Origin of the sequence: Halalkalibacter sp. APA_J-10(15) (assembly GCF_023017105.1) — a bacterium.
Taxonomy (GTDB): domain Bacteria; phylum Bacillota; class Bacilli; order Bacillales; family Bacillaceae_D; genus Halalkalibacter.
Window position 1 is genome coordinate 1 of record NZ_JALKEV010000029.1, and the last position, 20,654, is coordinate 20,654.

At 36.8% G+C, this 20,654-nt stretch carries 20 protein-coding genes and 6 pseudogenes; 17 read left to right on the forward strand and 9 right to left on the reverse strand.

The features are described 5' to 3' along the window. From MW695_RS21490 to MW695_RS21505, 4 genes and pseudogenes are all read left to right on the forward strand, one after another. Positions 1–112 (forward strand): annotated as a pseudogene (locus MW695_RS21490) (IS30 family transposase); the annotation flags it as partial. A 277-nt stretch (positions 113–389) separates the two neighbouring features. Then, complete coding sequence (locus tag MW695_RS21495) at positions 390–812, forward strand: MFS transporter (protein ID WP_247107537.1); 423 nt, start codon at positions 390–392, stop codon at positions 810–812. Next, positions 716–1,135 (forward strand): annotated as a pseudogene (locus tag MW695_RS21500) (DNA alkylation repair protein); the annotation flags it as partial. The gene MW695_RS21495 and the pseudogene MW695_RS21500, both read left to right, overlap by 97 nt. A 337-nt stretch (positions 1,136–1,472) precedes the next feature. After that, entirely contained in the window at positions 1,473–1,949 is a 477-nt protein-coding gene (locus tag MW695_RS21505) for a hypothetical protein (protein ID WP_247107519.1), read from the forward strand. A 422-nt stretch (positions 1,950–2,371) separates the two neighbouring features. Here the strand turns inward: MW695_RS21505 and MW695_RS21510 are convergent. Both MW695_RS21510 and MW695_RS21515 read right to left on the reverse strand, forming a co-directional pair. Beyond that, positions 2,372–3,051, reverse strand: a pseudogene (locus MW695_RS21510) (IS3 family transposase); the annotation flags it as partial. 253 nt (positions 3,052–3,304) lie between these two features. Then, entirely contained in the window at positions 3,305–4,333 is a 1,029-nt protein-coding gene (locus MW695_RS21515) for a zinc-binding alcohol dehydrogenase family protein (RefSeq protein WP_247107520.1), read from the reverse strand. Positions 4,334–4,449: 116 nt separating this feature from the next. On the opposite strand from MW695_RS21515, the gene MW695_RS21520 reads away from it, so the two are divergent. From MW695_RS21520 to erm(A), 9 genes and pseudogenes are all read left to right on the forward strand, one after another. Further along, complete coding sequence (locus tag MW695_RS21520; protein ID WP_247107521.1) at positions 4,450–4,785, forward strand: winged helix-turn-helix transcriptional regulator; 336 nt, start codon at positions 4,450–4,452, stop codon at positions 4,783–4,785. Positions 4,786–5,034: 249 nt separating this feature from the next. Beyond that, a pseudogene (locus MW695_RS22925) lies at positions 5,035–5,172 on the forward strand (TnsA endonuclease N-terminal domain-containing protein); the annotation flags it as partial. After that, positions 5,168–5,521, forward strand: a pseudogene (locus MW695_RS21525) (Mu transposase C-terminal domain-containing protein); the annotation flags it as partial. The pseudogenes MW695_RS22925 and MW695_RS21525, both read left to right, overlap by 5 nt. Positions 5,522–5,559: 38 nt before the next feature. Next, the gene (locus MW695_RS21530; protein ID WP_247107522.1) at positions 5,560–6,252 is read left to right on the forward strand and encodes a response regulator transcription factor; all 693 of its coding nucleotides are present in this window, start codon (positions 5,560–5,562) and stop codon (positions 6,250–6,252) included. Beyond that, a complete protein-coding gene (locus MW695_RS21535) occupies positions 6,249–7,244 on the forward strand; it encodes a sensor histidine kinase (protein WP_247107523.1) in 996 nt (331 codons plus the stop codon). The genes MW695_RS21530 and MW695_RS21535 overlap by 4 nt, the downstream gene beginning before the upstream one ends. Before the next feature lie 115 nt (positions 7,245–7,359). Beyond that, positions 7,360–8,121 carry an ABC transporter ATP-binding protein gene (locus tag MW695_RS21540; protein WP_247107524.1) on the forward strand — a complete coding sequence of 254 codons (762 nt, stop codon included), beginning with the start codon at positions 7,360–7,362 and terminating at the stop codon, positions 8,119–8,121. Continuing rightward, a complete protein-coding gene (locus MW695_RS21545) occupies positions 8,111–9,961 on the forward strand; it encodes an FtsX-like permease family protein (protein WP_247107525.1) in 1,851 nt (616 codons plus the stop codon). Before MW695_RS21540 ends, MW695_RS21545 begins: the two co-directional genes overlap by 11 nt. A 252-nt stretch (positions 9,962–10,213) precedes the next feature. Next, on the forward strand, positions 10,214–10,276 hold the full coding sequence (locus tag MW695_RS23115) for an erythromycin resistance leader peptide (RefSeq protein WP_368859687.1): 63 nt from the start codon (positions 10,214–10,216) through the stop codon (positions 10,274–10,276). 57 nt (positions 10,277–10,333) lie between these two features. Then, positions 10,334–11,065 (forward strand): 23S rRNA (adenine(2058)-N(6))-methyltransferase Erm(A), encoded by a 732-nt coding sequence (erm(A), locus tag MW695_RS21550; protein ID WP_247107526.1) that lies wholly within the window; start codon positions 10,334–10,336, stop codon positions 11,063–11,065. A 102-nt stretch (positions 11,066–11,167) separates the two neighbouring features. Here erm(A) and MW695_RS21555 read toward each other — a convergent pair whose 3' ends face one another. From MW695_RS21555 to MW695_RS21565, 3 genes are read right to left on the reverse strand one after another with little or no spacing between them, the layout of a single operon-like run. Next, on the reverse strand, positions 11,168–11,899 hold the full coding sequence (locus tag MW695_RS21555) for an ABC transporter permease (protein ID WP_247107527.1): 732 nt from the start codon (positions 11,897–11,899) through the stop codon (positions 11,168–11,170). After that, complete coding sequence (locus MW695_RS21560; RefSeq protein ID WP_247107528.1) at positions 11,899–12,834, reverse strand: ABC transporter ATP-binding protein; 936 nt, start codon at positions 12,832–12,834, stop codon at positions 11,899–11,901. Before MW695_RS21560 ends, MW695_RS21555 begins: the two co-directional genes overlap by 1 nt. After that, positions 12,831–13,568 (reverse strand): MerR family transcriptional regulator, encoded by a 738-nt coding sequence (locus MW695_RS21565; RefSeq protein WP_247107529.1) that lies wholly within the window; start codon positions 13,566–13,568, stop codon positions 12,831–12,833. The genes MW695_RS21560 and MW695_RS21565 overlap by 4 nt, the downstream gene beginning before the upstream one ends. Positions 13,569–14,189: 621 nt before the next feature. Here MW695_RS21565 and MW695_RS21570 point away from each other — a divergent pair. Together MW695_RS21570 and MW695_RS21575 are read left to right on the forward strand one after the other, a co-directional pair. Next, positions 14,190–15,029 (forward strand): MerR family transcriptional regulator, encoded by an 840-nt coding sequence (locus MW695_RS21570; RefSeq protein ID WP_247107530.1) that lies wholly within the window; start codon positions 14,190–14,192, stop codon positions 15,027–15,029. 105 nt (positions 15,030–15,134) lie between these two features. Beyond that, positions 15,135–16,142, forward strand: a complete 1,008-nt coding sequence (locus MW695_RS21575; protein ID WP_247107531.1) for a C45 family autoproteolytic acyltransferase/hydrolase — start codon at positions 15,135–15,137, stop codon at positions 16,140–16,142. Between the two features lie 296 nt (positions 16,143–16,438). Here MW695_RS21575 and MW695_RS21585 read toward each other — a convergent pair whose 3' ends face one another. Then, positions 16,439–16,840, reverse strand: coding sequence for a hypothetical protein (locus MW695_RS21585; protein WP_247107532.1), 402 nt, complete (start codon positions 16,838–16,840; stop codon positions 16,439–16,441). A 314-nt stretch (positions 16,841–17,154) separates the two neighbouring features. After that, positions 17,155–18,006, reverse strand: a complete 852-nt coding sequence (locus tag MW695_RS21590; RefSeq protein ID WP_247107533.1) for an aldo/keto reductase — start codon at positions 18,004–18,006, stop codon at positions 17,155–17,157. Positions 18,007–18,173: 167 nt separating this feature from the next. Here MW695_RS21590 and MW695_RS21595 point away from each other — a divergent pair, with 167 nt between their 5' ends. Beyond that, complete coding sequence (locus MW695_RS21595; protein WP_247107534.1) at positions 18,174–18,635, forward strand: MerR family transcriptional regulator; 462 nt, start codon at positions 18,174–18,176, stop codon at positions 18,633–18,635. Between the two features lie 299 nt (positions 18,636–18,934). On the opposite strand, the gene MW695_RS21600 is transcribed toward MW695_RS21595, so the two are convergent. Beyond that, a complete protein-coding gene (locus MW695_RS21600; protein WP_247107535.1) occupies positions 18,935–19,762 on the reverse strand; it encodes an alpha/beta fold hydrolase in 828 nt (275 codons plus the stop codon). A gap of 148 nt (positions 19,763–19,910) precedes the next feature. On the opposite strand from MW695_RS21600, the gene MW695_RS21605 reads away from it, so the two are divergent. After that, positions 19,911–20,363 carry an Lrp/AsnC family transcriptional regulator gene (locus MW695_RS21605; protein WP_247107536.1) on the forward strand — a complete coding sequence of 151 codons (453 nt, stop codon included), beginning with the start codon at positions 19,911–19,913 and terminating at the stop codon, positions 20,361–20,363. Positions 20,364–20,422: 59 nt separating this feature from the next. On the opposite strand, the pseudogene MW695_RS21610 reads toward MW695_RS21605, so the two are convergent. Next, positions 20,423–20,654 (reverse strand): annotated as a pseudogene (locus MW695_RS21610) (IS5/IS1182 family transposase); the annotation flags it as partial.

Here is a 20,654-nt window from a genome sequence, read left to right on the forward strand (position 1 = left end):
TGAAGAAGAACTAGAGTTAGCCTTATATTTAATTAATCATCGACCAAGGAAATGTCTTGGCTGGAAAACTTCACACGAAGCATTTTGGGAAGAAGTGTCGCAGTTAGATTGACAAACCGTCATAAAAATAAAACTTAAATCTGCTGGAGAAGCATCCATTTTGATCAATCTTTTTTCAAAATGGATTCTTTTTATTTATCGTAAAAGATGGGTTTGCGAGGTATTTTTGATCAAACTTTATTTCAAAGCTACAATGGGAATTCTTTCTTTATTATGGAGTATTAACAGCTATTGGTTTTGCTGGCTGTGGTTCCATGGCAAATTCTGTATGAGTATCCAGGTGGTATGTTAAGAAACGAGCTAAAATGCTTACGAGAAGCTCCATGGGAATGAATATCGGTCAACTTATACTACTGCCACTAACAGGATTTATAATTGCTAGTTCAGGTTTTCGATCTGCATTTGTGGTACTGGGATTAATCATGCTCGTTATTGTTGTTCCAATCGTATTAATTGTAGTAAAGAATAATCCGACAGATGTTAATCAAATGCCGGATGGAGACTCAACATCCTTATTTACAGCAGCAACAAGCGTCTCATTGTCCGAAGCATTAAGGAGTAGAGAGTTTTGGATTGCTACTTTAGGATTTGCTACATGTGGTTTTATCTTATACTTGGTAACCATGCATCTTCCAAATTTTGCAGTTGATTTAGGATATATCCTTTTGCGGCAGATCACCATTTTGGTGTTCGCGAAATTGCTTGGATGGCAATCAGAGAGGATTTATCAATTCGATTGGATAAAAGTATAGAACTATTAACGGAATGGGCAGAAAGCTCTGACGAAAATATACGTAGATTTTCAATAGAAGCGATACGCCCTCGTGGAGTGTGGGCAAAACATATTGAAGCCCTAAAACAAGAACCTTCGAAAGCTCTACCTATTCTTAATTTATTAAAATCAGACCCTTCAAAGTACGTTCAAGATTCAGTTGGTAATTGGTTAAATGATGCGAGTAAATCACAACCTGATTTTGTGATAGAGATTTGTGACATTTGGAGTCAAGAATCCGATACAAAAGCAACAGCAAAAATTATTAAGAAAGCCAAAAGAACCATTATGAAGAAAAGTTGATTTGAAATTAAAAAGTGGATAAAGTAAGTACTCTCATGATATAGAACCAAAAAGACCGTACTTTTTTCAAAATGGATTCTTCTTATTTACTGTAAAATACGGGTTTGTGAGGTTGTTTTTAATCAAATTTTATTTCAAATTAACATTACCCCTTTAGGATTATATTTGTCTAAAGGGGTGTTTTTATAGTGGAACATCTGAATTGAAAGAACGATTAAGGAACTGTTGAGTGACAATAAGTTGTTCCGTTAAAGGGCCATTTTTTTAATGGAATAAAACTTCTGAACAATGGGGAATAATAATACATGATAAATAATTGTATCTTGTGGGGGATCTTATGATTGATAAAAGGAAGGCTTTATCCTTTAGTACATTAGTTATTCCCTGGTTAACTACTCCATTGCTAGGGAAAAATTCTTTTGTTCGCTTTCTTCCAGTCGCAACTTTTATTGGTTATATCTTTAGTTTTTTAAGCGAAATAGCTGATAGACGTAAGTGGTGGAAAGTAAAGAATGCTTTATTTCCAAATTATCGTTTAGATTTCTCTTACCTTTTAGGCTTATTTTTTATAACAACTATTTGGGTGTTTAAATTAACATACGGTAGCTTTATAAAGTACTTAACATTAAATATGGTAATCGATTATCTTCTCGCATTCCCTATCGTAAAATTTTTCACTAAAGTAGGAGTATTCGAATTCAAGAAAATGAGACCCAAACATTTTTACATATTGTCAGTTGTAACAGCAATTGTTATTTATTTTTATCAATTATTAGTGGAACGAACTATTGTAAAAGAGGTTAAAAAATATTAGAAGAAGTAATGTTGTTTATACTCCTTATAAAACAAAAGGCGTTGTTTTAGGATGATAATGAGATTAAAAATATTTTAACTAAACTTGCTGTTAGGAGTTCAGGGGTTATTCCATAGGGCGCTTTAATGGAATAAGGATCATAGAAATGATCAAACTTTTTTATAAAAGAATGATTCAATTGAATATAGAAAAAGCGTGTTTTGATCAATCTTTTTTCAAAACACGCTTTTTCTATTTGCTATTTTATCAAGGTTTATAGAGTTAATTTAATCAAACTCTATTTCAATGCTACACAAATTGTGGATTTAAAATAAAGATGTACCGGTTATAAGAAAGTTATACCGTTTGTAATAAAGTTGTACTGTTTTACCCCTTTGGATATAATTTGAACTGACCCATTAAAACGGGACAAGAAAAAACACCTATGCTGCCATAGTCCTGAACTCAACAGGGCTGTGGCAATTTAGTTTTGCAAATGGTCGTATATAGTTGTAATAATACATGTAAGATTCTACTTTTCTAGTACAATAGAGTTTGTAAGGCGCACTCTATTTAGAGTGTTGAATTCTTCCGACTTTAGCGAGGAGTGGAAGGATTCGATTACGGCATTATCAAAGCAGTTTCCTTTCCGGGACATGCTTGTGGTAATGCCTTTTTGTTTAGCTAGCTCTTGAAACTTGTAAGAAGTGTATTGAGCTCCTTGATCACTGTGCAAAATAACATTATTTGTCTCTCTGCCTTTACATGCAGCTTCTAATGTATCTAAGACAAGCTTAACCTCCTGTTTATCACTCACTTTATAAGCTATAATTTCGTTATTATATAAGTCCATTATGGTTGATAGATAATGCATTTTCTCTCCATAAGGTAAGTAAGTAATATCGGTAACCCACTTTTGATTAGGGTGCTCAGCCTTGAAATCCTGTTTTAGAAGATTTGGGACGACAAATTTGCTTTCCCCAGCCGTATAAACCTTTCTTTTTACTTTGATTTGACACTGAAGATGATATTTCTGCATGATCTTTTGTACGGTCTTTCGATTTACTTTTATTTTAGGATCATTTTTGAGAATAACTCTTACAATTTTAAATGCCATTTCATACATTTTTTACATACCAAATACAACTTTATAACCTATGTGTATCTTTGAGATTTTTTAAGTGTGAAGATTAAACTTTATTTTTGATAAAAATATGGTAAAAAACAAATTTTATTCCGACTAGAAGTAGCGTATTAGAATGAAAAGAGTGCTGCTTTAATAAAAATTAGCAAACACTCTTTTTAATACAGAAAGTAATTTTGTTCTAGTATGACTCCTTTTTACTATTAATAGTAAACTTCACATTGATTCTTAATTAAAAATCTTTCAAAACAACCTTTCCAATTGCTTTTCCTGTTTCCAGCCAAGCATGAGCTTTCCGTAAATTTTCCGCATTTATTGGTGATAATCTTTTGTTGACAGTTGCATGGATTAGATTGTTGTCCACCAATTCAGCAACATGATTTAATAGATTGTGTTGACTAATCATATCCTCCGTCTGATACATCGATTTGGTAAACATGGTTTCCCAAGCAAACGTGACACTCTTATTTTTTAATAGTGTTAGGTTAAGTGTTTCGTCTGTCTCCTCAATCGAACAAATCTTGCCTTGGGGAGCAATACTTTCCGCCATATTTTCCCAATGCTTTTCTGTAGAATGCAAGCATAAGATATAATTTACGCTAGTTATATTTAATTTCTCCAACTGTGGTGAAAAGGCTTCATAGTGATTGATAATAAAATCTGCACCCATCTCTTTTATCCATTCAGCAGTTTCTGGTCTAGAAGCAGTACCAACCACAGTTAAGCCAACAGTCTTAGCTAGTTGAACTGCTATTGATCCAACACCTCCACCAGCACCGATGATTAAAACTGTTTTCCCTTTATTATCTTCTTGGTTATGACTGATCGCTAAACGCTCAAACAACGCTTCATAGGCAGTGATAGACGTAAGTGGTAAGGAAGCAGCTTCTGTAAAATCTAGATAATTCGGTTTTTTACCTGCAATTCTTTCATCCACCAGATGAAACTCACTATTTCCGCCTGGTCTAGTGAAATCTCCTGCGTAATAAACCTCATCCCCAGGCTTAAACAGCGTACAATCTTCTCCAACTTCTTTTACAATACCGGAAACATCCCAGCCTAAGATTTTAGGGTTTTGCTCTACCTTGTCTTTTGGTGAACGGACTTTATAATCAACAGGATTCACAGCAATAGCTTTTACCTGAACAAGCATATCTCTTCCCGTTGGCTTTGGTTTTTCCACTTTTAAATCTAAGAGACTTTCTGAATTATCAATCGGTAAATAACGATAAAGTCCAATTGCTTTCATTGTTTGGCTCATTCCAATTCCTCCTTAACTCTTTATAAGCCGATTCTAACATTATGAAATTGGTTTTCAATCGTGTAAAATATGTAACAAAGTAACCGTTTTGTAACCAGCAGAGAGGGGATTTTGAAATGAAACGACAAGTCCATGATCGCATGGAAGGCTGCCCGGTAGAAAGTACATTACAGATTATATCTGGAAAATGGAAAAGTGTGATTTTATATCGTTTAATCAAGCATAAGGTCTGTCGTTTTAGTGAATTGCAACGCTATATGCCAGGCTGTTCACGAAGAATGTTATCCTTGCAGCTGAATGAACTGGAAGCAGACAATATTATCTCCAAAAAAGTCTATCCAGTGATTCCTCCGAAAACAGAGTACAGCTTAACTGAATTAGGAAAAACATTAACCCCTCTGATTGCGGAAATGAATAAATGGGGAGAAATGTATAACCAAATGCAAAAATAACCCCAGATAGAAAATGATCAAACTTTTTTATAAAAACTTCACACCCATTCACAAGAAAAGAATCCGTTTTGATCAATCTTTTTTTCAAAACGGATTCTTTTTATTTGCCCAAAAATGTGAATTTGAGAGATGTTTTTAATCAAACTTTATTTCAAAGCTACACAAAAATTGTGGCTTTGAAATAAAGTTGCGACGTTTTACCCCTTTGGATATGATTGTCTAAAGGGGTTTTTTGGTGAAAAGAATAGAATATCTAAAGTCGAAAAATGGATTAAAGAAGGTAGAGGAACTGGCAGTGGGGCAGATTATCAGCCATGGCTAAAAATTCAAGATGTTTCCTCATTAGGTTGGTCAGCGAGATTAAAGGGTATAAAAACTGGCAGACAACTTAATTAATAATCTTAATATTAAAATTGAGAATACTACGGCTTACCGTGGAGATTGGAAAAGGATTGTTGAAAGGAAATTCCGTACGTTTAACGGGAAGGTCAAGCAAAAAGTACCTGGAGCTATTCAAAAGGAATACCGGGAGCGTGGAGATCAGGATTATCGCTTAAATGCTATTTACGTCTCTTATTAATACAATGGCGCTGCATCACAATCAAAAATATCCTATTGAAAAAGAAATGGTTGCCGAAAGATTAGTTCCAACGCCGATTAATTTATGGAATTGGGCATTCAAAATCGTACAGGAAGGCTAAGAAAAATTGATAGACATATTCTTAAATACGATGTTTATATAAAAATTTTGAGAAAAAAGAGGCGGGGGATCTTATGTATAGAATATTAATTGTGGAAGATGAAATCAGTATTACTAATACATTAAAAAATCGTCTTAAAAAATACGGATATGAGTGTCATACAATAGAAGATTTTAAAAGAGTTCTCGATGTTTTTCAAGAAACAGAACCGCATTTAGTTATTATGGATATAAACCTTCCTTACTTTGATGGATATTACTGGTCAAGAAAAATAAGGCAGATATCCACATGTCCAATTATAATTCTGTCTGCTCGAATGAGCGAACTAGACCAGATATATGGTATTGAAAATGGTGCAGATGATTTTATCACTAAGCCTTTTGTAATGGATGTCGTATTAGCAAAAATCAATGGGCAAATTCGACGTACCTATGGAGAATATGCAAAAAACGCAGAACGACGAATAGTACAAATGGGTAATACCATCTTAAATTTGGACACAGTACGTTTATCTACGCCGAGACAGGAGGAAGTATTAACGGTAAAAGAGCTCCAGCTTTGTACTATGTTTTTTGAGGCTTTTCCAAATGTTGTCACAAGACAGCAGCTGCTTTCTGTTATATGGGATGAAGAAGGATTTGTTGAAGAAAATACACTCACAGTCAATATCAAAAGATTGCGAAAAAAATTAGAAAATGTCCAATCCTCCTTAGAACTAAAAACGATTAGGGGAATTGGCTACCAATTAATGGAGAAAGACAAATGAAGTTATTTATAAAGGATCATCTCAGCTTTATTCTTTTGTATCTGATCACTTTTATCTGCTTGCCTTTTATCATTGAACAATTAGATGGTTTTGAAAATCATTATTTCTATTTTAGTTTTTTAGCCATCACTTTATTAATGATTCTGCTTGTTATTCGCTATCTTCGTCGCAAAAAAATGTATACACATTTAAAGAAAGAAAATGTGGACCAAGCTAGTTTTCTTGTCTATCGTCCTCATGCTCCAATAGAAAAAGCATATGCCAATCAATTAAAGGAATTTTCCTCCTTACTCTTAAAAGAACAGGACACGTATCAAGATTTCTTACAGGAACAGCAGCTACTTATTTCCCATGCGGTGCATCAGATGAAGACGCCGATTTCTGTCATGCAATTGCTTGTTCAATCGAATCAAATAAACGATGTCAAATCGTTGGGAGAATGGCAGAAAGTAAAAGCCGAATGCGATAAAATAAATTTTTCGTTAAATCAGCTATTGTCTTATAGTCGCTCTACTAAAATTTTATCTGATTTGAAAATTGAAGCGATGCCATTAAAGAAAATCATACAAGAGGTTATTAATGATTTAAAAGGTTACTTTATTGAGGGAGAACTATTTCCTAAGGTGACAATAGCGGAAGAAGTTATTCTTTATTCAGACCGAAAGTGGATGAAAGTAGTTGTCTACCAACTGCTTAGTAATGCGATTAAATATGGTGAGAAGTACTCTACTGTTCATATTTATTACAGGAATGGTCAGTTATCGATTCATAACAGAGGGGAAACCATTCCAAAAAGTGAGATCAACCGCTTATTCAATTTGTTCTATACAGGTTCAAAAGGACGGAAAAGAAGCGAAGCAACAGGAATAGGTTTATACTTAGTCAAAAGGATTTTGATTACGCTAGATCATCCGTTTGAGTTAACGTCTCATCATCAAGAAACCATTTTCACCATTGAACTTTCGAAAAGTATTAGTACGGCTGCCGATTGAGGTAGCCGTTTTGAATGTGTCAATATTGTCACTTTGCCGTCATGTTTTTAAATATTAAGGAATGGACTACTTCGGTATATTAAAGTTAACAATGAAAAAGACAGGAGTGGTATATATGTCAGATATCATTTTAAATGTTCAACAACTCCATAAGGAGTATGTGGGAGAGGTGAACTATAAAGCATTAAAAGGAATTGATTTTCAACTGAAACGTAATGAATTTGTCTCTGTAATGGGCCCGTCTGGAAGTGGGAAGACGACATTTTTAAATTGTATATCAACGATAGACCGACCGACAAATGGCTCTATTACAATTAACCAAAAAAATCCATATGAACTGAATGATGAAGGTCTTGCAAAGTTTCGACGTAGTGAATTGGGTTTTGTTTTTCAAGATTTTAACTTGGTTCACACATTAACCGTAGAAGAAAATATTTTATTACCATTGACACTCGATGCAGTGAGTGCAAAGGATATGACATCCCGTTTAGCGGAAGTCGTTGAGTTTTTAGGAATTGAAGAAATAATGAAGAAGAGAACCTTTGAAATTTCAGGGGGACAGAAGCAACGTGTAGCCATTGCACGAGCAGTTATTCATCAGCCTAGTCTATTATTAGCAGATGAGCCGACTGGGAATCTGGACTCTAGAGCAGCAAATAGTGTAATGACGCTATTTCAATCCATTCACGAAACGTTTCAAACCTCTTTATTAATGGTCACACATGATCCGTATGTTGCCAGTTTTGCTGAGCGAGTGATTTTTATGCAAGACGGGATGCTCTACAATGAAATACAGAGAGGTGACCACAAGCAGCAATTCTATCAAGAAATTGTAGATACACTGACATTTTTGGGTGGTGGATATCATGAGCTTTAATCATATTGTCATTCAAAATATATTACGGGATAAATGGACCTATATTTCCTATTTTCTGAGTAGCGTCTTTTCTATTTTAGTCTTTTTCTTTTTTTTGATTACTGCATTTCATCCAATGATGAATGCAATCGATCCGCATAGCTCACTTGGAATCACTATGATTCTTTGTAGTATGATTGTCTATATTTTTTCTTTTATTTTTATTATTTATTCGATGCTGGCTTTTTTAAAGAAGAAAACCAAAAGTCTTGGAGTCTTTATCATTTCTGGAGCATCGACGAAGCAAGTGCAGAAAATGGTATTCCGAGAAAATATGCTGATTGCATTTGCTGCAATTATTACAGCAATTGTTGTTGGATTAATCGTTTCTCCTCTGTTTTTAATGGTCGTTAAAAATGTCTTAGAGGCAGATAGCTTTGGAATGTATGTACCCGTACAAGCTATTGCAATGACATTCATTTTATTTAGTGTTTTATTTTTAATTGTTTCCAAAATAACGACACGATTTATCAAGAAAGAAGAAGCTGTACAACTGTTAAAAGCAGATGTAACACAGGAAAAATTAATACTTCCAACTCCATGGAGGTTCCTTTTATCCATCTTAGTGAGTGCAGTGTTATTACTACTTTTAAAAGTAAGCCCAGGTATCATTGAAAGCTTAGGAATTGGTTATTTTATTATTTTGTTTATCAGTTTGTTAATGACGATTTATATTGTATTAACCCAAGGAATTTGGTTTACGATTCGGAGGTTGCAAAAAAGCTCCTCGTATTACAGAAAAACCAATATGTTATTTGTATCGAATTTACAAGCCAAAGGCAATTCACACGCTCATGTCATTTATTTGCTCAGTATTTTACTGCTTGCAGTATTTGTTACGACGAGTGTTTTGTACAGTTCGTATTATAATGTCGAAGAAAATACGGAAGCTGTATATCCGTATAGCTTTCAATATATTTCACTTCCAGATAATCCTTTAGAAAAAGAACAGCAAGATATTGAATTTATGGAGACAACCCTTGAGCAAACAGTGGGAGATTTCGATGCGTATCAATCTGCGTTCAAAACAGACCAAGACCGCAGGATTGGCTTCCTGTCGAATGCTAATTTCAATGCGCTTGGTACACACCAAGCGATAACACTTAACGATAATGAATATTATGTTGTGGCAGGAAATGAGGGAATAATTCCAAATACGGATGCCATTCAGGATTATGTGGATGACCCTCTTCAGTACGTAGGATTAGAAGAACGAATGATTCTTACAACAGGCTTTCGGGCAGTATATTATGTTATACCAGATGCGATTTATGAAGAAATCAATTATCCAGAATATCATGTGTTTGCCTATGAATTAGAGGACTGGACAGAGAAGCGGGATGTAGCAGAAAAAATAGAAGCACAAATCATGACAGAACCAGGTGAGAGTTATGTCGCATCGAAAATTTCATTATATGATGTTGAGTTATTTGTAAAGAGGATCTTGTTCTTTATTGGTTTTATGCTTAGTCTGATTTTTTTAAGTGCAGCCATGAGTATTCTTTATTTTTACTTGCAGACCTCTTTAGCGGGAGAAAAAGAAAAATATTTGGGCATTCGCAAAATCGGGCTATCTATGAAAGAAATTAGTGTTATTGTGACAAGAGAATTAGCAATACTGATTTTTGTCCCTCTTACAATTGCTACGATTTTATTATTTATCGTGTTATTCAGTATTCGGGATGTACTTTCACCAGCTTTTTTCCAGATGACTACGGTGGGTGTAGGAATTATTTTGCTGTTGTTTACTCTGAGCTTTATTATTATACGCAAGGCATATTTGAACAAATTGGTAGAGTAAGTGATAAAACATGTTAATCTTGATTTCAAAAATCTGAGCAAGAAAATTATACGATTCATTATATTGTTTATAAAAAAGTTGCACCGTTTTACTCCTTTGGATATGATTGTTTTTTGTGAACAATTTACGAAAATGATACAATTAGTTACGTAAAAACAAAACATGGAGGGTGCAAATATGTGTGCTAGCGTAGCAGTAGTTGATTTTACTTTATCTCTTTCATAATGAAAAGAATGGAAAGGAGATAAAAGTATGGGTATATGTTCTATATGTGTCGTCATTAAAAGAGTTCATTATCAACCAGATCAAAACTAATTGGTTATAATGAACTCTTAGGGTCAGTTCATTATAACCAGCAAGGAGAAGGTTATAATGAATCAGAAAAATCCAAAAGACACGCAAAACTTTATTACTTCTAAAAAGCATGTAAAAGAAATATTGAATCTTACGAATATCAATAAACTAGACAACGTAATAGAAATCGGATCAGGGAAAGGGCATTTTACCAAAGAGCTAGTCAAAATGAGTCGGTCGGTGACTGCCATAGAAATTGATGAAAACTTATGTCGAACCTCTCAAATAGCGGTGGAGACTTTTGAGAATATAAAAGTGATTAATACGGATATTTTAAAATTTGCCTTCCCAAAAGATAAAAACTATAAAATATTTGGCAATATTCCCTTTAATATCAGTACAAATATTGTTAAAAAAATAACTTTTGAAAGCAGGGTGAAATCCAGTTATCTTCTCGTAGAGAAAGGTTTCGCGAATAGGCTACAAAACCTGCAACGGGCTTTAGGTTTGTTATTGATGGTGGAAATGGATATAAAAATTCTCACAAAAGTGCCACGAGTGTATTTCCATCCTAAGCCGAGTGTGGATTCTTTATTGATTATTCTCGAAAGACACGAGCCATTGATTTTAAAGAAAGACTACAAAAAATATCAATCGTTTGTTTATAGATGGGTAAACAATGAATATCATGCTCTTTTCACTAAAAATCAATTCAGACAAGCCTTGAAATATGCAAATGTTACGAATCCTAATAAACTCTCTAAGGAACAATTCATCTCTATTTTCAAAAGTTACAAATTGTTTCACTAAACGTAATGTCAAAAAGCGTTCTCTAGTTTCTTAGAGGACGCTTTTTCTTTGTGTGCCCGATAGGTCTAACTTCTTGAGTTCACTATAGGCTTGGTTTTACCGTTACTTCCGATTTAAAATAAATATAGCTCCACCAAACCCTAAAATGCACCATACCATTAAATTAATATAATTTCCCATCGTTGCATCAAAGGTAGATGCAGCCAGTGAAGCGCGCATCACTTCTGCCATCGAATAAATTGGTAACACTTCATGAAGTGACTGAAGCCATTCGGGCAGCCGATCCATTGGGAAATTTACCGGTGAAAACATAAGTGCTCCAAATACAACAACCTGGGAAATACCCATTGATGCTGTAGGTGACAACAGATAGGAAAATCCATATCCAACACCAATTGAAGTTAATGCAATCATGAGTAATACCGGAACGACCGTCCAGGAGATATCATATCCGGGAGTGAACATGAGGTGTGCAACAATAGATGAAACGATTATTCCCGGCAAGGTAATCAATAACCATATGGTTGTATCTGCCCCAAGGATAACAGAGCGTCTCACAGGCCAGGTACGCATGTACTCCATATATCCATCTGTCTTTGCCGTACCAATTTGCTGAGGCAGGATAACCATTCCTGCAATAATCAAAATAATCGTCGGGGCTCCTGTTGCTAAAAATAGAATTGTTTCCGTATCGGGGTTTGGTATAAGATAGGAAAATCCTATAACAATCCCTATGGATATTAGTATTTGTAATAAAGCCATAAATATAAAAAACCCGGCATTTCTAAGAAGCTGCATTTGAAAAACATACTTATAATGGCTGACCATATTCATTACGAAACTGCCCCCTTTTTAGAAGTTAATTCAATATAAACATCCTCAATTGTAGTTGGAGACAGGGAATAGTCTATAACAAGGCCTTTATCTGTCTGATTCTTTGCCCAATCAATCGTGGAGGATACTTTTGATGGATCTAAAGAGAAAATAAGACGGGTTCCGTTCTGATGCGGGGAAAGTGCCCAGCCAGGAACCTCGATATTTTTAAATTCCTTTTCCAGACTAAGTTCAATTCGCATCCGGTCTGCTACTAAACTTTTTACTTCCGAAGGATCCCCTTGTGTCAATATTTTTCCTTTATCCATAATAGCCACTCGGTCCACTGTCTTTTCCGCTTCCAGAACATTGTGCGTTACTAAAATAACGGCGCTCCCGTTTTTCGTCAAGTCACGTATCACCTGCCAAAGGTAACTTCTGCGAACCGGATCAACATCATTGGTTGGCTCATCCAGGATAACTAACTCACCTGGGGCAATCACCGCCATACAAAAGGCTGTCAGCCTTCGCACTCCACCCGACAGCTTTTCGCCTTCTGTATTCGCCCAAGCCCCCATATCCAATGCTTCAAAAAGTGCTTCCACACGCTTTGGTTCAAACTTTTTCCCCAATCGCATTTTCCCTATGAGCGTCACTGCCTGCTTTGGAGTAAGTAAGCCCAATGATACTTGGGATTGTGGCTGTACGGAACAAATGGACCTGGCACGTGCAGGTGATTGCATGACTGATTCCCCCAGCAAATGAATGTCACCATGATCAGGTGTTAACAGTCCTAATATTTGATTAACTAACGTCGTTTTTCCCGCACCATTATGTCCAAGAAGGCCAAATATTTCTCCTTCATTAATCGTAAATGTGAGATTGTCATTGGCAACATTCTTGGATTCTTCTCTACCACGAAAAACCTTCGTAACACCTTTTATATCGAGAATCATTTTTTTAATTCCTCCTTTGCAATAAAAACACTTTCAATAAATTGGATAACATCTTTGTTCATAGGGTAAAAAGCAATGCCTTCCTTTAAATTCTGCAGTGCTCCCCACATATCTCCAAGTAATTTTTCGTCATTTCCATACATTTCCTCTGCTTGATTTAACCAGTTTTCCACCATCTGTTGTGCCTTTTCTGAAGCCGGGTCAATGGTAAGATTATTTTTGATATCATGAATGACCTTCATCCAATTCCTTATGTCTTCCTCACTCATATTTTGCACATTCATATCCATGATTTTTTTCATTTCATCGTCACTCAAGTAATCTTTATATTGCTGTAAGGCATCTTCAGGATCCTGTTGATACAGCTGAATAATACTAAAAATAATTTGCCAGTTAATTTCACCTTCGATCTCAATGGAATACGAGACACCAAGCAGTGATTGCTCCAGGACCTGCAGACGTTCCTGTTCCCGTTTAATCAATTCCAGTTGCTGCTGGATCGACTCCTGCCAGGTCGAAGTGGAATTTTCCAGGATATCTTTAATTTGCTCCAGTGAAAATCCCATATATTTTAAAGCTAAAACTCGTTCCAGCCGCATAACGTCATCCTCACTGTATAAGCGGTGCCCTCCCTCCGTTTTTGATGAAGGTTTAATCAAACCAATTTCATCATAATAATCCAATGTCCTCACAGTAACACCGGTATTCTTCGAGAGCTTTCCAATCGTGTACATTACTTCACCTCACCTTTATTTTCTATAGTATAAAACAGCACGTTACGTGCTGTTCAATAGGTAAATGAAAAATTTTATCAGCCCCCTTCTTGATTCGGGCCATTGTTGAAGATCAACATTAGAAAGTGTTTTCAAAATGGAATCTTACTTATATACGGTATATATGGGTTTGAGAGGTGTTTTTGATCGAATTTTGTTTCAAATCTACAAAAATAAAGTGGATTCAAACTAACCTCTTCGGTATGATATCCGTAAGAGGTTAGTTTGAATTTTTCTAAGAAAACAACTATTTAGAATAAGAAAGATAACGTGCTCATTAAGATGTACCATATAGGTGGCAGACGATTTAGGTATTAACGGAGGATACAGTACCGAGGCTGGATCCTTTTGCTCAATATCCCTCCAATCCTTGTTCAATGAGGATTCAATCTCATAAACAATCAAGTGAATATTCTCACTGTATAGGTCGTACGATTTCTATTCCTACATAATGAAGTTATGCGTTACAATTCAGTATCAGTTTATCTAAAGTTATAAAGATCTAGTAAAATGAAATCAAGAATAATAGTCATTACGGAATAAGTTTTTAGGAAACAATAAACTGATTGAAAGGATAGAGTTATGTATACGATAGGAAAGTTTTCGAAAATATGTGATGTACCTATTAAAACACTGCGGTATTATGATGACATTGGCTTACTAAAACCCTCATACATAGACTCTGAAACTAATTATCGCTATTATGACTATGACAAAATAGACATAATTAAATTAGTATTGCTTTTAAAAAGTTTGCATGTTCCATTAGCGGATATTAAGCAAATTATTGAGAGCGCGAACCCAGTACAGTGGAATAGCATGTTCGAACAAAAAATATCTGAACTGGAAAAGCAAAAAGAACAAATCACTAACGAAATAGAAGACATGAAACAATTGAAAATGAAAATAGATGCTGGTATCCCAATTATTCAGGGGCCTATTTTCTCTGATTGTTATTTTGAAAACTGGAAAGATACATTAGTGTATACTCTACGCAAAAAAATTCGGATGAAATTTATAGATAGACACGTACAAAATGTATTCAACCAATTATATGCTTTTAATCTAGAGGTGAATGGAAAACTCATGGCTATTTTCCATGATAGAGATTTAAAGGAGAATGAGGTAGATGTTGAGTTGCTTGTACCAGTAAAAGATTCGAATGATATAGATGGATGCAGAATATTAGCCAATGGAACATACGCATGCATTACAGTTAAAGGATCTTATACAGACTTGGCGATGGGTTATGAAATGCTGAACAAGTGGATCGTTGAAAAGGATCTGACTCAAAATGGAGAAATGATGGAAATATACGAAAAAGGACTTGTCCCTGACAATATGGATTTACGGCACCTGCGACCGGATTTAACTAGACATCCATCAGACTTTATTACGAAAATATGTGTACCTATTCATTAGTAATATTTACGATCACTTTTATAAAAACTGGCTAAACTCTCCAGCTACTGGAGGGTTTATTATTTTTATTATAAGAAGTTTTGTAAAACGAAGGAGGAAATAAATATGTATCATCCGAGAATGAAGGGGGAACCGTACGAGGCGGGAAAAAATTATGCGGAAATCCTTTATAGAAATGGGTTTCGATTCCCGCAAGTATCGGCAGAAAAGTTAGAGTATGGTAAATTGTGTATCCCTATTTTGGCTGAGTTTGATGCAGATTTCGTAAAGGAAATTCAAGGCTTCGCTGATGGATGTCATGCTTCGTTTGAAGAAGTAAGTTCATTTCTATTAAGTATAGGAGTTTTTGAACAGTCCAGCCAATGCAGTATTTTTGCAGCATTTAATGGAAATGAAGTCATTATTGGACGCAATTATGATATGCTCTATAGCTTGAAACATATTACCGAATCGTCTTTGGTATGTTTGAAGAATAAAAATAAATATTTAGGTCACTCCGATTGCTTTGTTGGAAAAGTGGATGGCATTAACGAACACGGTCTATTTGTAGGTATTACAGCGGTCCCTCATGAAGGAAAGAAACCTGGTTTGAATTTTTATTTTGCATGTAAACAAATCCTAGAACATTGTAGGAATGTCGAAGAGGGAATTGGAATTTTGAAAATATTTCCAAGTTCAGTTGCGAATAATTATTTATTGGCTGATCCATCAGGAAAAATGGCGGTGGTAGAAGTAACGCCTAATACCTTCCAAGTTCGACGGCCCCATAACAATTATATTCATTGTACAAACCATCATATGGGTGTACCTGTTGTAGAGAGCTGGAATTGGAGCAAATCGATAGATCGTTTTCAAACTTTGGATAGAGCTCTTGCTGAACATGTTAATAATATGGAACTTTCCATTGCTCAAACCATCATGTCAGAAACGAAAGGTCATGTCTGTTTAAACCTAAGAGACCATCAATTTGGAACGCTTTTTTCGGTAGTAGCTAACTTAAACACATTAGAAATATCTAGAGCTGAGGGTCAGCCGAATAAAGCAAAATATAGAACAGAACAAAGGTTGATAGATGCTATATTAAAAGAAAAGAAACAAGACATGATTCGATAGATTGAATGGGAGGATGTTAGAAGTGAAATGAGTTAAAGCCTATTTTTCATTTCTTGAAGCTAGCAGTTACGATATCGGGAGGTGAAGAACTATGCCAATGGTCTCTTATGCGAATTTTTCGCTAAGAGGCTGGATTAAGTTCTAATTACAATACAGAACTTGAATTAGCCTTGTCTAAAATATTCATCGACCAGGAAAATGTCTTGGCTGGGAAACTTCATACGAAACACTTTGGGAAGAAGGGTGCATTTAGACTGACAAGCCATCATGTTGAGATATGGGTTTATTATTAAGTTCTAAATGGAAGAACTATCAATACCCCAAACCTCAAAATGATGGTTAATAGACAAAGTGAATAAAGTAACGTCTAGCCCTAAATAATCATCCTCCTTACCATTCTGTAAATTCTCAGTAAGTCTGGTTTTTATCATAATCTGAAATCCCATTGGATTTACGTGTTTACTATAAGAAACAGAGTCTATATAGTAATTTCCTGTTAATTTATTTCGTAATGGAAATACATCCTCACCGCTATCAAAACACAAATCATTGTCATTAATATAGTTCAATAGTTCTTTATGAACAAGTAATAACATTTCATTCCATCTTTTAGCTAAGTCTTGATACTGCTTTAAATTAAATCCATCATAAAACTCTATACTGGGTTCAATTTTACTTTCTATTAAATTCAGATTCATTATAACATCACACCTCCCACTACATTAATCTAAAAAAGCATTGATTATACAGTTTTTGATACTATAAGAGTCGTTAAGGGTAACTTCCCCCCGATATTAAGCTTAACATAATAGATAAATATTGGTACATTCATTAAATCAACAGCAATGAGATTGCTAGAAGGCAAGGAGAAGAAATAAAAAAGATTTCTGATGCAGTAAATAAATGTTAGTATACCACTAGCGATTGACACAAAGAAAAGACAGGCGCGCTCCTGTCCTTTCTTAATAGATATGAGGATAAACTCCTGATGAATTTACGGTTCGATCAAAGGTTACAGTTCGACTTTTAAGGTACCGAGAAACTTAGCGATTTCTGGATCACGGTACGATAAGAAAAGACTTTCCTGCTTATCGAGGACGGAAATTTGTTTGATATCGTTAGCGCTCAACTCAAAATCGAATATGTCGAAATTTTCGACGATCCGCTCTTTGCGCACCGATTTAGGAATAGCAACGATTTCATGCTGAACGAGCCAGCGCAGCACGACTTGGGCGACAGACTTGTTGTGTTTTTCCGCGATTGAAGTCAGCACGTCGTTGTCGAACATGTTGTTGCGTCCTTCAGCGAACGGCGCCCACGATTGGTGTTGCACTCCCTGTTCTTTCATAAAGGTAGCGCTCTCGATCTGCTGGTAGAAAGGGTGAGTTTCGACTTGGTTGATAGCGGGCACGATTTCGTTATGCACGATGAGGTCCATGAGACGGTCGGGCAGGAAGTTGCTGACACCGATCGCCTTGATCTTCCCTTCTCGGTACAGGCCTTCCATTGCGCGCCAAGCGCCGTAGTAATCGCCGAATGGCTGGTGAATAAGGTATAGATCGAGATAGTCGAGCTGTAGCTTATTCAAGGATTTGGCAAACGCCAGCTTGGCACTCTCGTAGCCGGCATCCTGAATCCAGAGCTTGGTCGTGATGAACAGTTCCTCACGAGGTATGCCGCTGCGCTTGATCGCGCGTCCGACTGCTTCCTCGTTCAGGTAACCAGCAGCGGTGTCGATCAGGCGGTAACCGGCCATCAGTGCCTCAAATACAGCATTTTCACATTCTTCCGGATCAGGAATTTGATAGACACCAAAGCCGATGATCGGCATTTTCACACCGTTGTTCAATGTTACTGTTTGCATTGTAATTCCTCCCCTTGTTCGTAAAATAGCAAACGACCTCGAATCCCGGAAATCGGGTACCGACGCGGGGTTCCGCGTATGGTCGATTTGCTTTATAATAAGCATAGTGCCTTCGTGTTACACGAAGGCAAGCGGTTTTTTATAATTTTTTCCAAGGAGGGTTACATATGCATACGGTCAAAGAAGCTGCACAGATAACGGGACTTACTGAACACGCTGTACGCTTTTATACCGATAAGGGATTGGTGCCAAGCATACAGCGTAATGAGAATAATATTCGGCTGTTCGATGCAGAATCGATTAACTGGCTGTACGGCGTCAAATGCCTCAAGCAATCTGGGATGAAAATTGAAGTGATCAAAATGTACGTCGATCTTTGTCTCGAAGGAGATTCGACCATCCCGCAACGCTGCGCACTAATGATGGAGCATAAAAAATCTGCGCTCGTTCAGCTTGAAGAAGCCAAACGGCGCGTCGCCCATTTGGAAGAAAAAACTATCCTATATCAGACCATTCTTGAGAAGGGAGTTTCAGACTCGACCAATCCTGGTAAGTGGGAAAAATTCAGGCATGTCCATAGTGACGTATTTTATTCGCCCTCGGGTTCACCAGAAAACTTAAATCCATAACTCACCTATTCTTCGATCTTTTCAGCGACTTCTTGGATGTCCAACCCGATCGGGGCGATGTTCGAAGCGAAACAATTAAGTCTATTTTATCAATCTTTATTTCTAAGCAACAATTGTGTGGGATTGAAATGAAGTTATACCGTTTTGCCCCTTTGGACCTGTTCATCTAAAGGGGTGTTTTTATAGTGAAAAGTGAAACTCCGAACTGAAAGGTGGAGGTCTCATAAAACTTTATCTTAACCATAATGCTTTTTTCAAACTAGATTTCCGCCCATTCCCTCGTACGTGGACATTTTTCCTTATTCCGATTGCAGGAATTCGAGCACGGTGCTCAGGAATTCGGCTTGATACTCCACATTCGACAGGTGAACTGCGGGTAGCATGACGAACTTCGCGTTCTGCACCGTCTCAGCGATCAATTCGCCGTGGCTGGGAAGCGTCACTGTATCATACTGGCCAGCAATGACTAGTGTCGGGTTCTTGATAAGGGCGGCAGTCCGGCGCATATCCATATCACGAATCGCAGCCCAGCTTCCTGCAATTCCCTGAGCACGAGTAGTGAGGACCATCTTACGAAACGACGAGACGAGAGCGCTCTCTGACTCCAGCATATGCGAAGGGAACCAGTTCTTCATGAACATATCGGCGAATTCGGTCTGGTTCTCTGGTTGTAGTACAGAGGAGATTAGGCTCTCCCATTGCTCAGCCGGCCCCAGGTAGGAGGAGGTGTTGCTCAGAATCAGCCGATTGATCCGATCGGGAGTGTAGATGCTTAGCCATTGTCCGATGATACCGCCTAGCGACAACCCGAGGAAATGCACACGGTCGATATGAAGAGCGTCTAGCAGCTCGGTAACATCCCGTCCCAGTCTGTCGAACGAATACGGACCGGCAGGCGTATCCGAGTCACCATGCCCCCGATAGTCGTAGCGAAGCACTCGGAAATGCCGAGAAAATTCAGCTAACTGGCCATCCCACATGTTCATCGAGGTGGCGATGGAGTTCGCAAGCATTAATACTGGCTTACTGGCTGATCCATCGATTCGATAAGCAATGCGAACTCCATCACCGGTCGTGAAAAAGTTTAACCCATCAGTCGCTCTAGTTTCGTTTAATGTCATTGTCATATTTCTCAATCTCCTTTAGGGTTTGTTATTGTCATTTTATTAGAGATAACGTACATTATAAATAAGATTATTAAGGAGTATTGGACTTTGAAACTTAATTTTTTATTCATTTTAGGCTAATAACTTTAAAAAATGAGGTGTCGTGTTTATGGATCAAATCGATTGTAAAATCTTGGCCACGCTGGATGATAACGCACGGATTCCTATTTCAGAGCTGAGCAGAATGATCGCGATGTCGCAGCCAGCGGTAACGGAAAGACTCCGAAAGCTGGAGGAGCGAGGGGTCATAACAGGCTATCGGGCAGAGCTTTCTCCACAAAAGCTTGGTAAGCATACAACCGCATTCGTTTTGTTTAAAACGAATAAATGCAAGGATTTTGAAACTTTCGGTGAAGCGTCCCCTGAGATTATCGATCTTTACAGAACCAGTGGAGAATATAATTATCTAATGAAGGTGTTAACAGAAACGAGTGAATCATTGACAAAATTCCTTGATGTTTGCAACACATTTGGATTTTCCTCGACCCTAATTGTCCTCTCAACAAGATTTGAAGATAAAAGTCTTGTAGGATGCGATGGTTTGAAACCCAGTCAAGAATAGATTCTAGTAATATATGTTCTAGAATAGTTTTGATAGGTGAAATGTCTATCAATTTAGCCTTATATATACAAAAACATACTAAGATTAGTATGTTTCAGACCGTAGACAAAACGGCTTTGAGATATGACTCTCAAAGCCGTTTTTGTATTTTTCGTATGGTTTTTCGGCGATGGCACTGTCGGTTTGGTGTTCCTCCAGTGCCATGTCGCCAGTTTTTTCAGGTTCATAGCAGCAAAAACAAGCATCGCCTGCATTGAATTTTTTTCGAGCCCCTTCAGGTTCGTCCAACGC